The sequence below is a fragment of the Pantoea sp. Pa-EAmG genome, from assembly GCF_030024295.1.
GTDB classification, from domain to species: Bacteria; Pseudomonadota; Gammaproteobacteria; order Enterobacterales; family Enterobacteriaceae; genus Pantoea; species Pantoea dispersa.
Map to the genome: position 1 here is coordinate 55,403 of NZ_JASEWO010000004.1, position 13,208 is coordinate 68,610.

The 13,208-nt window shown below is 59.1% G+C and carries 16 protein-coding genes and 1 riboswitch; of the genes, 2 read left to right on the forward strand and 14 right to left on the reverse strand.

All coding sequences use genetic code 11. The features are described from left to right. Positions 1 to 2: 2 nt before the first annotated feature. The 3 genes from QMM04_RS01385 to QMM04_RS01395 are packed head-to-tail and all read right to left on the reverse strand — an operon-like array spanning position 3 to position 1,890. On the reverse strand, positions 3 to 761 hold the full coding sequence (locus QMM04_RS01385) for a thiazole synthase (protein ID WP_125310229.1): 759 nt from the start codon (positions 759 to 761) through the stop codon (positions 3 to 5). Between the two features lie 3 nt (positions 762 to 764). Next, complete coding sequence (thiS, locus tag QMM04_RS01390; protein ID WP_282995506.1) at positions 765 to 962, reverse strand: sulfur carrier protein ThiS; 198 nt, start codon at positions 960 to 962, stop codon at positions 765 to 767. Further along, entirely contained in the window at positions 946 to 1,890 is a 945-nt protein-coding gene (locus tag QMM04_RS01395; RefSeq protein WP_125310227.1) for an FAD-dependent oxidoreductase, read from the reverse strand. Before QMM04_RS01395 ends, thiS begins: the two co-directional genes overlap by 17 nt. A gap of 127 nt (positions 1,891 to 2,017) precedes the next feature. Continuing rightward, positions 2,018 to 2,137, reverse strand: a riboswitch (TPP riboswitch). 165 nt (positions 2,138 to 2,302) lie between these two features. Between QMM04_RS01395 and QMM04_RS01400 the strand changes: the two genes are divergently transcribed. Beyond that, the gene (locus QMM04_RS01400) at positions 2,303 to 2,740 is read left to right on the forward strand and encodes a 6,7-dimethyl-8-ribityllumazine synthase (protein ID WP_088517394.1); all 438 of its coding nucleotides are present in this window, start codon (positions 2,303 to 2,305) and stop codon (positions 2,738 to 2,740) included. A gap of 155 nt (positions 2,741 to 2,895) precedes the next feature. On the opposite strand, the gene QMM04_RS01405 is transcribed toward QMM04_RS01400, so the two are convergent. Together QMM04_RS01405 and QMM04_RS01410 are read right to left on the reverse strand one after the other, a co-directional pair. Next, positions 2,896 to 3,105, reverse strand: a complete 210-nt coding sequence (locus QMM04_RS01405; protein ID WP_031279978.1) for a glycine zipper 2TM domain-containing protein — start codon at positions 3,103 to 3,105, stop codon at positions 2,896 to 2,898. Positions 3,106 to 3,358: 253 nt separating this feature from the next. Beyond that, the gene (locus tag QMM04_RS01410) at positions 3,359 to 4,084 is read right to left on the reverse strand and encodes a pirin family protein (RefSeq protein ID WP_021508917.1); all 726 of its coding nucleotides are present in this window, start codon (positions 4,082 to 4,084) and stop codon (positions 3,359 to 3,361) included. A gap of 123 nt (positions 4,085 to 4,207) precedes the next feature. Here QMM04_RS01410 and QMM04_RS01415 point away from each other — a divergent pair, with 123 nt between their 5' ends. Next, on the forward strand, positions 4,208 to 5,089 hold the full coding sequence (locus QMM04_RS01415; protein ID WP_127835000.1) for a LysR family transcriptional regulator: 882 nt from the start codon (positions 4,208 to 4,210) through the stop codon (positions 5,087 to 5,089). A gap of 1 nt (position 5,090) precedes the next feature. On the opposite strand, the gene QMM04_RS01420 is transcribed toward QMM04_RS01415, so the two are convergent. The 9 genes from QMM04_RS01420 to QMM04_RS01460 all read right to left on the reverse strand — a co-directional run. Continuing rightward, positions 5,091 to 5,840 carry a hypothetical protein gene (locus QMM04_RS01420; protein ID WP_021508915.1) on the reverse strand — a complete coding sequence of 250 codons (750 nt, stop codon included), beginning with the start codon at positions 5,838 to 5,840 and terminating at the stop codon, positions 5,091 to 5,093. Further along, positions 5,837 to 6,340 (reverse strand): sigma-70 family RNA polymerase sigma factor, encoded by a 504-nt coding sequence (locus QMM04_RS01425; RefSeq protein ID WP_058781060.1) that lies wholly within the window; start codon positions 6,338 to 6,340, stop codon positions 5,837 to 5,839. The genes QMM04_RS01420 and QMM04_RS01425 overlap by 4 nt, the downstream gene beginning before the upstream one ends. After that, positions 6,340 to 6,894, reverse strand: coding sequence for a cytochrome b/b6 domain-containing protein (locus tag QMM04_RS01430; protein ID WP_021508913.1), 555 nt, complete (start codon positions 6,892 to 6,894; stop codon positions 6,340 to 6,342). Before QMM04_RS01430 ends, QMM04_RS01425 begins: the two co-directional genes overlap by 1 nt. Then, a complete protein-coding gene (locus QMM04_RS01435; RefSeq protein ID WP_282995507.1) occupies positions 6,891 to 7,937 on the reverse strand; it encodes a catalase family peroxidase in 1,047 nt (348 codons plus the stop codon). Before QMM04_RS01435 ends, QMM04_RS01430 begins: the two co-directional genes overlap by 4 nt. A 71-nt stretch (positions 7,938 to 8,008) precedes the next feature. Next, positions 8,009 to 9,232, reverse strand: a complete 1,224-nt coding sequence (locus QMM04_RS01440; RefSeq protein WP_058770332.1) for an MFS transporter — start codon at positions 9,230 to 9,232, stop codon at positions 8,009 to 8,011. Between the two features lie 185 nt (positions 9,233 to 9,417). After that, entirely contained in the window at positions 9,418 to 10,365 is a 948-nt protein-coding gene (locus QMM04_RS01445) for an ROK family protein (RefSeq protein ID WP_058770333.1), read from the reverse strand. Further along, positions 10,362 to 11,228, reverse strand: coding sequence for an ABC transporter permease (locus QMM04_RS01450; RefSeq protein ID WP_058776091.1), 867 nt, complete (start codon positions 11,226 to 11,228; stop codon positions 10,362 to 10,364). Before QMM04_RS01450 ends, QMM04_RS01445 begins: the two co-directional genes overlap by 4 nt. Continuing rightward, positions 11,228 to 12,148, reverse strand: a complete 921-nt coding sequence (locus QMM04_RS01455) for an ABC transporter permease (protein WP_021508908.1) — start codon at positions 12,146 to 12,148, stop codon at positions 11,228 to 11,230. Before QMM04_RS01455 ends, QMM04_RS01450 begins: the two co-directional genes overlap by 1 nt. An 18-nt stretch (positions 12,149 to 12,166) precedes the next feature. Then, the coding region (locus QMM04_RS01460; RefSeq protein ID WP_282995508.1) for an ABC transporter substrate-binding protein at positions 12,167 to 13,208 on the reverse strand (1,042 nt) is incomplete at its 5' end.

The following is a 13,208-nucleotide window of genomic DNA, read 5'->3' on the forward strand; positions in this document are numbered from 1 at the left end:
CCTTAGTTCAGGTTAGCGAGGCCGAAGATCGGCGTTGAGGCCACGGCCATATCACGCTTTTCCATCAGCCCGGCCTCGCGCGCGCCCTGCCCGGCGGCGATCGCCTGGCTGAACGCGCGCGCCATCGCCACCGGATCGCCCGCTTTCGCCACGGCGGTATTGAGCAGGATGGCATCGAAGCCCATCTCCATAGCCTGCGCTGCCTGTGAGGGCGCGCCGATGCCGGCATCAATGATCAGTGGAATATCGCTGAACCAGGCTCGCATCGCCCGTAGCCCGTCAATATTTCGCAATCCCTGGCCGGAGCCGATGGGCGCGCCCCACGGCATCAGCAGTTCACAGCCGGCGGCCAGCAGTTTTTCACCGACAATCAGATCCTCCGTGGTGTAGGGAAACACCTGGAAGCCGTCGGCGCACAAAATGCGTGCCGCTTCGACCAGCGCGAACGGATCGGGCTGCAGCGTGTCGGCATGACCAATCACTTCCAGCTTTATCCACGGCGTGTTAAACAGCTCACGCGCCATGTGCGCGGTAGTGACGGCCTCTTTGACCGTGTGGCAGCCAGCGGTATTGGGCAGCACGCGCACATTCAGGCCTGTCAGCAGCTCGCGAAAAGTCGCGCCCGCCGTGCCTTCGCGGCGCAAGCTGACAGTGATAATTTCACTGCCGGATGTGGCGATCGCCTGCTGCAAAATCGCCGGTGAAGGGTAGCCTGCGGTGCCGAGCAGCAACCGTGACTGCGGTGTAAAATCGTAAAACATCGCTCAGCCTCCCTGCATCGGTGACAGGACTTCCAGCTGCCAGCCTTCCTGTAACTGCAGGCTGGCATACTGACTTTTCGGCACAAAATCGCCATTGCAGGCAGTGGCAACACAGGCCGCGTCAATTTGCTGTTCGATCAGCAATTCGCTGAGGCTGGCGGCCTCAGTGCTGATGGTGCGGCCGTTAAGCTGAATATTCATCGCTAACCTCCCCGGACAGGCGCTGCATCAGCTGTTCTGCCATCATTGGTGCCAGCAGAAAACCGTGACGATACATGCCGTTAAGATAAAAAATACCGTTGTGATAGTGGATTTCCGGCAGATTAGCCGGCCATGCCGGACGCAGACCGCTGCCGCTTTCGATGACGCGCGCTTCCGCCAGCGCCGGATGCAGGGTGTAGGCCGCGCTGAGCAGTTCCATCATGGCGCGCGCGCTGATAGCGCTGGCATCGTCGCTTTCGATCATGGTGGCACCGAGCATGAAGTGGCCGTCGCGACGCGGCACCAGATAACAGGGAAAACGCGGATGGAGCAGACGAATCGGCCGGGAAAATGACACCTCATGACTCTGCAGGATCAGCATTTCCCCGCGCACCGCGCGCAGGCCGGAGAGTTGCGCTCTGGCATGGATACCGCGACAGTCAATGATCCGGCCCGAGGGCTGGCGCGCATCAAAGCGGACGCCACGCTGCAGCAGTTTGTCACGCAGCTCAGACAGCGCGCGGCGCGGATCGAGATGTGCCTCGCGCGGGAAAAACAGTCCGCGCGCAAACCGGTTTTCCAGCGCCGGTTCAAGCGACGCCGGATCAACCCATTGATGCGCCGTCGTCATGCGCGCGAAGCGGTTTAACTCCGGGTTATCACGCGGCGGTGCCAGCACTAACGTACCCTGATGCACCACGCTGCTGACGCGCGTTTGCCACCAGGCCGCAGCATGCTGGCCGAGGGTAATCACCTCCGCTGGCGCGCTTTCTGCTTCACACCACGGCGCCAGCATGCCACCGGCAAACCACGAGGCAGGCTGACGCGCTTCATCATCAATGACCTCGACGGTTTCGCCGCGCTCAGCCAATAGCGTGGCAACACAAAGCCCGGACACGCCGCTACCGAGCACGCTCCAGCGGCTCATGAACAACGTTCCGGTAAATAATCTGGGAAATTCACATCGGCCTCTCAGTGATAACTGAGACCCGCAGATACAGGTGAAGGGAATCGACGCCAGCGATCGGGCTCGCCTTTGCGCCAGACGGCTTTGCACATGAAGCCGTCAGTCTTCCTACGCCAGTATCAACTGGGTCAGGTTCAAAGGGTCGCTAAGCCGCGCAGTGCGCTATTAGCCTCTCAGTCTCTCAGGCGAGACTCCCCCGACGCGTCTATTTGTATTGCAGGCGCTGGCTGGCGTCAAGCAGCACGTTAACCGCGCTGCCCGCGTTGTGGATCAAAATTGCAACATATGGTATACCAGACGGATAGCGGGCAGATGATAAAAAAGACTTTTTTATTATTCACTTATAAATTTTTCAGCTAATCATGGAAGCATTATGAATAAGTTTCGTGTGGCTTTTATTAAAGCAGGATGGCATCAGGCGATCGTGAACAACGCGCTGGTAGGATTTGAGCAGGAACTGGCAGAACAAGGCGTCGAAAATACTTTAAAAAGCTATGACGTACCCGGCGCGTTTGAAATGCCGCTGCTGGCCAAACGCCTGGCCGAAACCGGCAAATTTGATGCGATTGTCTGCGCCGCGCTGGTGGTCGACGGTGGCATCTATCGCCATGACTTTGTCGCGCAGGCCGTTGTCGATGGCCTGATGAATGTGCAGCTGGCCACCAATGTTCCGGTGTTTTCGGTATCACTCACTCCGCACAATTTTCAGCCGGTCGATGCGATTGAAGCGTTTTATACCGAACATTTTATTAAAAAAGGCAAAGAAGCCGCACGCGCCGCTCTGATGATTCATCAGCTACAGATCGATTAATATTTTTTAAGCGGTAGCGGTAATAATTGATGGCCGGATTAAATAAAGAAATTTCTGGCCGATGAATATTTCAACGCGGGGCTATTGACGGCGGGTTATGAAGTGAAATGATTTCGCCAGCATTCCGGCTGGCGAAATCCTGAGTAACGGTGAAATTAACGGCTGACTTCGTGACCAATCAGGCCGCCGATAGCCGCGCCGCCGAGGGTACCGAAGGTGCTGCCGCCGGTCAGAACGGCGCCGCCGACCGCACCCACACCGGCGCCAATGGCGGTGTTACGGCCACGATGAGACATGCCACAAGCCGTTACAGAAAAGGCTAAAACCAATACCACTGCGATATTAAAGCTGCGTTTTAAAACCATCAAAATCCTCATTACCATTAATTCTAATGGAATGTAATAGTGTTAACTTTGTTTGTTGTTTAGCCGCCAAATACCTGGCGTAGCGTGCTTATCCTGGAGGCAAATTTAAGGGGCTTTGCATTTTTGTGGAAGGTAAAAATTCCTATTTTATGCCGGACCTGTCAGGTGCTGGTTATTATTCGTACCTTAAGCCAAATAAAAAGGCATGGCGTGAAGGTTCACGCCATGCCTCGCTGACTTACCGCGCAATGAATTAACGCTGCGGATGATTAACTTCGACTGGTCGTAAATCAAACACCAGCACTTCAGCATTGTTACCGTTAGCGAACTGCAGCGCCGTCTCATTGCGCACGCGCGCGCCGTCGCCGGCTTTAAAGCTCACGCCGTTCACTTCAATGCTGCCGCGCGCCACATGAATGTAAGCATAGCGATCGTTAGCCAGTTCCAGCGTCTGCTGCTCGGCACCGTCAAACAGTCCCGCGTAAATACGCATATCCTGACGTACGCGCAGCGAGCCGTTGTCGCCTTGTGGCGAAACAATCAGGCGCAGCTGACCGCGTTTGTCGGCCTCTGCCACTGACACCTGCTGGTAACCTGGCTCGGTACCGCGTTCTGCCGGCACAATCCAGATCTGCAGGAAGTGCACATTATCCTGTTTCGAGTGGTTAAACTCGCTGTGCGTCACGCCGCTGCCAGCGCTCATCAGCTGCACGTCACCGGGCACGATAACCGAACCGGTACCCATGGAATCTTTATGCTCCAGCGCGCCTTCCAGCACGTAAGAGATAATCTCCATGTTGTTGTGCGGATGCGCACCGAAACCGCGACCCGGTGCTACCTGATCATCGTTAATCACCAGCAGATCGGAGAAACCGGTCTGTTGTGGGTCCCAGTAGCTGGCAAACGAAAAGGTATGGCGTGAATGCAGCCAGCCGTGATCGCCTAAGCCACGTTGTTCGGACAGTCGTTGTTCAATCATGGTCTGCTCCTTAAATTTTTAGCTGGAGGGCGAAGGCCCTTCCCGTTGCTGACCAGTATACGTAAACTGATTTGCCCAACAATGCGCCTGTATGACAATGACTGTCACAGATAAGTGGACAATATGCAGATTGAAGATCTCCGGATTTACGTCGCCGTAATCAAAGCGGGCAACTTTACCGCTGCGGCTGAACAGCTGATGCTCTCGAAGCAATACGTCAGCCGACGCATCGCCGCGCTGGAAGAGTCGCTCGGGGCGCGTTTGCTGAATCGCAACACGCGCAAACTGTCCGTTACCGACAACGGCCAGCTGTTTGCCCAGCATGCGCAGCGCATTCTGGATGATGTGCAGGAAGCCGAACTGGCGGTGTCCGGTCGTCGTCAGGTGCTGCGCGGCAGTTTTCGTCTCAGCGTGCCGATGTCGTTCGGCATCAGCCATCTTTCCCCTTATATCGCCGAATTCCTGAGCCAGCATCCCGGTATCCAGTTCCAGGTGGAACTGGCCGATCGGCATGTGGATATGGTGGGTGAAGGTTTTGATATGGCGATTCGCATCGGCACGCTGCCGGACTCCAGCCTGATCGCCAAACGGCTGGGGGAATTCCGCCGCGTGATCTGCGCCAGCCCGGCCTACCTGCAGGGCGCCGGCGCACCGCGTGAGCCGGAGGATCTGCTGCACCATCTCTGTCTGCGCTATGGGCGTGAAAGCCAGACCGGCTGGGAGCTGTTTCAGGGCGACACGCGTAAAGTGCTGGCGGTCCAGGGACCGATGGTCAGCAATAACGGAGAAATGTTGCGTGATGCGGCCGTCGCCGGGCTGGGGATGATCCTGCTGCCGGAGTTTATCGTGGCTCCGGCGCTGGCGCGAGGTGAGCTGGTGACGGTACTGGATGACTGGCATCCGGCCTCGCTGCACCTGAATGCGCTGTATCCGCAGCATCGCCAGCGCAGCGAGATCAATCGGGTATTTATGACGTTCCTGCAGGCCAAGCTGGCAGGCAAATGAATTAGCCCACTTCGCTGCCTATCGCAGCACGCAGCGCCGGTGCGGCTTCGCCGCTCATCGGGCTCACCAGCGCATAGTTATAGTGGCGATCGCTCCAGTATTGCGCCACCAGGTTGTCCGCCTGGCGCGATCCCTTTTCCAGCCGCACGGTCTGCGGGCGGATGTACCAGCCAACGCGCGTGCCGCTGGCGGTCTGATACAGCACCAGCGCCGAGGCGCCATGCTCATTCGCCATCAGGCGCGCGCCGATGAGCTGATAGCCAAAGCGCTCCAGATTGGGCGGCAGCGTACCGTTGATAAAATAGCGGCCCAGCCAGCTGGCCAGCTGTGTCGTCTGGTGGGTGCTAATGTCCATCGTCGCCTGCTGCGCGCCATCGCCGAATAACCGGTAAGCCTGTACCGCATCCTCCATCGGTAACGGATGATTCTGTAAGCGTTCAGTCATCTGCCAGCCGGACAGGCTGCCGATCCCCAACGCCAGCACCAGCGAGCAGGCCAGCGCCAGCCGCTGATAACGCTGCCGCGCACGCCGCTGGCGCAGCTGTGCCGGCTGCAGTGGCGTAAAGGTGGTTCGCGCCATATTGCGCTGCAGGCTTTGTTGCAAGCGCAGCTTGTCCTGACGCCAGCCCTCAACCTGGGCGGCGATGTCAGGATGCTGCACCAACCAGTCGCTGACGGCCTGATGGCTGGCACTATCCAGTTCACCATCCAGCCAGGCGTGCAGCTGGTTCTCATCGGGCGGGATATTCATTTTAATCTCCTCAACGTCACCGGGGCCGGCAGGCCTTCGGTCATGTGCTGCAACTGTTTTCTCGCCCGCGACAACCGTGACATCACGGTGCCCAGCGGAATGTCCAGCGTGTCAGCTGCTTCCTGATAACGCATGCCTTCCACGTTAACCAGGAGCAGCAATGCGCGACTGTCAGCCGGCAGACGGGCGAACAGCGCCAGCATCTCATCGGCGATGGCGTGATGCTCAGCCGACTCGGCAAAGGGCTCGGCGCGGCTGAACAGCGTCATAATCGCCTGCCAGCGCTTGCGGCGCCGTTCGCCATCAATGAACTGATGCCAGAGAATGGAAAATAGCCAGGCACGCAGACTGCGCGTGTCATCGCGCGCCGCGTCCAGTGCTTTGACCAGCGTGTTTTGTACCAAATCCTCAGCGGCCATGCGCTCACGCGTCAGCCCCAGCGCAAAACGCTGCAAATGCGGCAGTAATGCGCGGATTTCGTCATCGCTCAATGCAGACATTATTTTTGCTCTCGCACCCGGCGCAGGCCGGTCATGCTACTCAGCACGCCATCCCGTAAAATCAGACCATGCAGCAGCGCGGCAGCCAGATGGGCCAGAATCAGCGCGAACAGACTAAACGCCAGCAGCGAGTGTAACGGGCGCAGCACGGCATAACTTTCCACGCTAACCGGCAGCAGCGGCGGCAGCACCAGCCCCTCGCCAATTGTCACCGGAAACCCGCCTGCCGACAGCATTGCCCAGCCTACCAGCGGTTGCGCCAGCATCAGTAAATAGAGCGCCAGATGGGTCAAATGTGCCACCGTTTGCTGCCAGCCAGGCACCGACGCGGGCATGGCGGGCACACCATAGTAACGCCGCAGCCCGATACGCACGACTACCAGCAACGCGATCACCACGCCGAGCGGTTTGTGTATCGCCAGCAGCAGCGAATGGGCAGCCGAGATATCCGCCACCATCGCCACGCCGATAAATAGCATGGTCAGCACGGCCAGCGCCATCAACCAGTGTACGATGCGCAGCAGCGGATGAAACAGGGTTGTCTGATGACTCATGATTTTTTCTCCTGCTGGCGCGCCTGTTCAGCCGTGCGCAGATTGAAAGATTTTGCGTAAGCGGCGGAGCGCGCGTTGAGCAGCGGATCGTCCGAACCGCTGATGCCCTGCGGCAGAATCAGCGGATCGTAATTGATGTCATTGCAGCTGCCGCCCTGTTGCGGGCTGCTGTCACGCAGCGTCAGCGTACCGGCGACAACCTGCTGCCGATCGGCTGGCCACACCTTGCTGGCATCGTTCACCGCATCGCCGGGGTGAGCCACGCTGATCACCAGATCCCACTTCAGCGGTGCGGTCGCCAGGCGGTCGTGCAGGTCGCTCTGCAGATAATCCGGCTGCTGCTGAGCGGCGCTAATCGGCTGCCATGGCGTACGCGGCACCAGACTCCAGCGCACAAAGCGCGTTTCCCCCTGCGCATTGGTAAAGCGGAAGGCATTCAGGCTGTTGTACTGCTCCTGTGCCCAGCTGGCGGCCAGTATGTGGGTTTTTACCCAGGCAAAGAACGGTTTAACTTCGGGATGGGCAACGGTAAACGCCATCAGCTTTTGCGCATCAGGCTTGCCGGTCTGCGGCAGCGGTCGGCTGGCCTGCTGCTGATCGTAAAAAGCCTGCGGCGTACTGACCGGGAAAAACGGCAGCGCGTTCATGCCGGTACGCCACTGCTCGCCGTGCGCCAGCTGAAATTCCAGCGCCAGGCTGCGCACCGGCACGCCATAATCCGGCGCGTGCGGATTACCGCCGGCAATGGCAAAGCGGCCAATCACCGGCACCCTACCCGGCTGGAAAACGCTGGCGCGTGACAGAAACGCCGCGTTGCCGCTGGAGGTAAAATCGCCGGTAACGCACACGCCCTTGGCATGATTGCGCCGGTATCCCGGATGCACACCGCTGTTTTGCTGCAGCGACTGCACCAGACTTTGCGCACTGAGGCGCTGCGGCGTCAGCCAACCGCCTGCAGCAAGAAACAGCACCAGCAGTAATCCGGGAATAATGACCACCAGCAGTAACAACGGCAGATGTCTGACCGTAGGTTTAAAGTTCATCTTAGCCAACTCAGTAAGGAAACGTGGGCATAAGACGAACCAGCGCGGCGTTTATTCCCGCGCGGTAAAAATTATTTTATGACCAGCGCCGGATTACGGCGCGCATCGCGCACCGCAACGGCATGAATCAGCAGCCCCAGCACGGACAGAATGGCCCCAACCCAGCCGGTGGACTGCCAGCCCAGCCCGGCGGAAATGGTGATGCCGCCGAGCCACGCCCCCAGCGCGTTGGCAATGTTGAACGCCGAGTGATTAAGCGCGGCCGCCAGGGTTTGTGCATCACCGGCCACGTCCATCAGGCGGATTTGTAGCACGCTTCCCAGCGCCACCATGGTACCGACCAGCATCACGTTAAGCGCGCCCGCCAGCGCATAATGCGCGGCAAAGACAAACGCGCTCAATACCAGCAGCGACCACACCAGCACAATGCGGATGGTTTTCTCCAGCCCGCGATCGGCCAGACGTCCCCCGACAAGGTTGCCGATAATCATGCCAAGACCAAACAGCGCCAGTATCGCCGGTACCAGATTCTCCGGCAGGTGGGCCAGTTCCATCATGGTGGGTTTAACGTAACTGAATACCGAGAACATGCCGCCGCTGCCAATCGCGCCAATCGCCAGCGTCAGCAAAACCTGCTTGCGCGTCAGCGCCGAGAGCTCGCGCAGTGGACTGGCCTGCTTGTCACCGGCCACATTGGGCACCCAAAGCCACACCAGTAACAGCGTCAGCAGCGCCAGTCCGCCGACGATGGCAAACGCATCACGCCAGCCAAACCACTGGCCGATGGCGGTAACGGCAGGTACGCCAATCAGGTTGGCGATGGTTAATCCCAGCAGCACCATCGACACCGCCTGCGCGCGTCGCGCGCGCTCCACCAGTCCTGCCGCCACCAGCGCCGCAACGCCAAAGAAGGTGCCGTGCGGAAAGCCCGCCAGAAAGCGGGCTACCAGCATCGCAGGGTAGCCCGGCACGACAGCGCTCAGCAGATTACCCAGCGCAAACAGGCCCATCAGCGTCATCAGGAAATTACGCCGTGAAGCCCGCGCTCCGAGAATAGCCAGCAGCGGCGCGCCAATCACTACGCCGAGGGCATAAATGCTGATGAGATGGCCGGCCTCAGGAATCGTGACGTTCAGGCCTTTCGCCGCATCGGGCAGCAGGCCCATGATGACAAATTCACCGGTGCCGATGGCAAATCCGCCGGTGCCCAGCGCGAACAGCGCTTTTGGCACGCTGTGACGCGGCAGCGAGGCCTCGTCCGGGAGCTGAGAGAGTTGAGGTTGTACTGATGACATGTTTTTTTCCGTACCGCAGGTGAAAAAACAGCAAAGAGGCTGGCGACAGTGTCTGTTCAACAGCCTCTTTGCTGCGGGTTTTAGCGCGTCAAGCTTAGCGCATTTAAGGTTGAATCGGGTTCAACGAAGTCTTGAGCGCAACACGGTAACCGAAAAGCGCCTGCAACGGGCGAAAGGGCAAAAGCTCAGGACGCGCTGAGCGCCTGCCGCGCCAGCAGCGCCGCGCCCACCATGCCGCCCTGGTGGGCAAACTCGCCCGGCACCACCAGCGCATGCGCTGTGCTGCGCAACACACAGCGCTGCACCGCATCATTAAGCGCAGCAATCAGCGGGGTGACCGAAGCCAGTCCGCCGCCTACCGCCACCCGCGACGCGCCGGTAATGTTAATGGTGTAGGCGAGCGGCTCACTCACCAGTTGCAGCCAGGCTTCTATCGTCTGCTGCGCCCGCGCTTCTGCCTGCTGCCAGCGGGCAATGATTTCCACGCTGCTGGCGCTTTCAGCGTGCAGCACCTGATGCAGCGTTTCCAGTCCGCGCGCGCCGCCGTAGGTGTCCAGACACCCTGTCTGGCCGCACGGGCACGCCTGGCGCGGCACGCGCACGCGACGATGCGCCAGCGTCACTTCCGTGAGGGTAATCGGCCCGTGGCCCCATTCGCCGGTCAGGCCGTTTTGTCCGGTGATAATGCGGCCGTCCGCCACCAGACCACCGCCCACGCCGGAACCGAGAATCGCGCCAAACACCACTTTGTGCCCTTTGCCGCTGCCGGCCAGCGCCTCGGCCAGGGCAAAGCAGTCGGCGTCATTGTGTGCGATCACTGGCCGCTGCAGCACCTCACCCAGTTCCCGCGCCAGATTACGCCGGTGAAAAGCCGGGATGTTGCTGGCAAACATTTCGCCGGTTTGCGGTGCCACAATGCCCGCCGTAGAGATGGCGACAGCCGCCTGGCTGCTGAAATGGTTATGCTGCCCGGCGATCATCTCGCTGACTCTGGCGCAAAATGCCTGCCAGTCCGTCGCCGGGATTTTTTGCTGATCGAGCAGCGTTAGCCGATCCTGTGCATCCATCATGCCAAGCTTAATAAAGGAGCCGCCCAAATCGAGGCAGATCACGGTTGAGTGCGGATGAGTCATAAACGTTTATCCATTACATCGCGCAGGCCGTCGCCCAGCACATTAAAACCGAGCACGGTAATCAAAATCGCCAGTCCGGGAAATAGGGAGACGTAAATATTTAGCCCGAGAAAGTTGCGGCCATCGCTCATCATGGTGCCCCACTCCGGCATCGGCGGCTGCACGCCGAGCCCGAGAAACGACAGACTGGCGGCAGAAAGCACCACCGCACCAGCCGTTAGCGTCGACTGCACAATCAGCGGGCCAATGGCGTTGCGCAGAATATAGTGCGTGATAATGCGCGGGTATCGCACGCCAAGCATATGCGCCGCTTCGATATACTCCATGTTTTTCAGTCCCAGCGTCAGGTTGCGACTCAGACGTGCATACACCGGGATCGAGAACAACGAAATGGCGATCAGCATGTTTGTCAGCCCCTCGCCAAGCACGCTGACAATCAGAATCGCCAGTACGATGCCGGGGAAGGCGAAAATAATATCCATCAGCCACATGATCAGCGCATCAATTTTGCGTCCGGCCAGCCCCGAGATGATGCCCAGAGGAATGCCGATCGCCATCGAGATGGCCACGCTGAGACTCACTTCAAACAGCGTGATGCGTGCGCCATAAATGACGCGGGCAAATATATCGCGGCCGTAATCATCGGTGCCGAACCAGTGGGCAGCGGAAGGCGCCTGCAACGTGTTCAACAGATCCTGCTCGATGGGGTCCCAGTGAGTGATCAGCGGTGCGAAAAGGGCAGCCAGCACCACCAGCAGCACCAGCCCGCCTCCGGTCGTGATGGAAGGGTTGCCAAGCAAAAACCTCACGATCTGGCGGCGGCGCGCGGGCGGCGGCTGGAGAGAGGTGTCGAAACTGTTCATCAGTCGAACCTTATTTTCGGGTTAAGCAGGCCAATCACTATCTCACCCACCAGATTCATCAATACCACGCCGGTTACCGCCACTAACGTTACGCCCTGAATCACCGGATAATCGCGGTATTTCACCGAATCCACCAGCAGGCGGCCAATACCCGGCCAGTTAAACACCGACTCAGTGACCACTGCACCTCCGATCAGGCTGCCAAAATTCAGCGCGACGATGGTAACAATCGGTATCAGCGCATTGCGCAGCGCGTGTTTCCAGTTAACGCTGGCCGACGATAACCCTTTGGCCCTGGCGGTACGGATGTAATCCTGACTGAGCACATCCAGCATGCTGGAGCGCGTCATCCGCGCAATCATCGCCATCGGGAGAATCGCCAGCGTCACGGTCGGCATCACATAGTTGCGCCACGAATCAGCGCCGAGTAGCGGCAGCCAGCCGAGCTGTACCGCAAAGTAGTTCATCGCCAGCAACGCCAGCCAGAAGTTCGCAATCGAGGCACCGGCAATGGTCAGTACCATGACGATCTGATCGGGAATGCGCTGCCGGTAAATGGCCCCGGTCATGCCCGCCGGCACGCCGATGGCAATTGCCAGCAGGTACGCCAGCGCCGCCAGCGACAGCGTGTACGGCAGGCGTTCGCTGATTTCGGTCATCACTGGCCGCTGCGACTGCAGCGACAGCCCGAGATTGCCATGCAGCGCTTCACCGGCAAACCTGACGTATTGCAGCGGCAAAGGCTGATCCAGCCCGAGGCGCACGCGCATACTGTCCACCGCTTCCTGCGGCGCTTCCGGGCCGGCCATCAGGCGTGCCGGATCGCCCGGCAGCGCGCGGATGGCGATAAACACGATGATCGACACACCGAAGATAATCAACGGCAGCGAGAGCACCTTTTTTGCGACATACGCTTTCATATCAATCAGCCATCAGCACTATTTCTTCACGGCATCACGGACCACAATCTGACCGCCCGGTTGCATTGTCACGCCACTGATATTTTTGCGCGTCGCATACAGGTCGTCCTGATAGTAGAGCAGCACCTGCGGGGCGAGTCCGCTGATCCGCTGCTGTGCCTGGAAATAGAGTGCTTTGCGCTGGGCATCATCGAGCGTGGAGGCGGCGCTATCGATTAGCTCATCGGTACGTTTGTCGCTGAAGAAGCCGAGGTTGGCCCCGCCGGGCGCAAAGCTGCTGCTGTGATACAGCGGACGCAACTGCAGATCCGAGCCGTACAGCCCCGAAGACCAGGACGCCAGCACCGCGTCCGTACCCTGCGCGGCTTTCTCTTTGGCATCGGCAAACGCCGCTTTGGCCCATACGCCGCTCTCCATCTGGCGCACGCTGAGCTTGACGCCAATTTTGCTCCACATACCCTGCAGAACCTGCGCGGTGCGTGCGTCGGGTGCCTGCACAGCAATCGACATGGCGAAGCCGTCGGCATAGCCCGCTGCCTTAAGCAGGTCTTTGGCTTTCTGCACATCGTACGGATAGTCATGCAACGCTTTGTCGTAGTTGGCATCGACCGGCGCCAGCGGGGAATTGGCCGGCTGCGCATAACCAAACATCACCGCTTTTACCAGCGCCTGCTGGTCGGTCGCGAAGTTCAGCGCCTGGCGGACTCTGACATCGCTGAGGGCTTTACTCTGTGTATTGAGATCGATCCAGAATACCGCCGCGCCCGGCGACTGTTTTAACTGCACGCCGGGATTATTTTTTAACATGCCGGCAAATTGCGGTGGCACTGGGTTAATAATATCGACCTGACCGGATTGCAGCGCCATATTCATGACTGACGGCTCACTGCTCCAGGTCCATTTTATTTCGTCCGGCCCGGCAGACTTGCCCCAATAGTCCGGATTCTTCTGCTCCAGGACAAATTCACCGGATTTATACTGCGCCAGTTTATAGGGTCCGGTACCGTCGGCTTTATTATTGATAGTGCCGGCTTTGTCAGCTTGTGGACTCACTATTAAT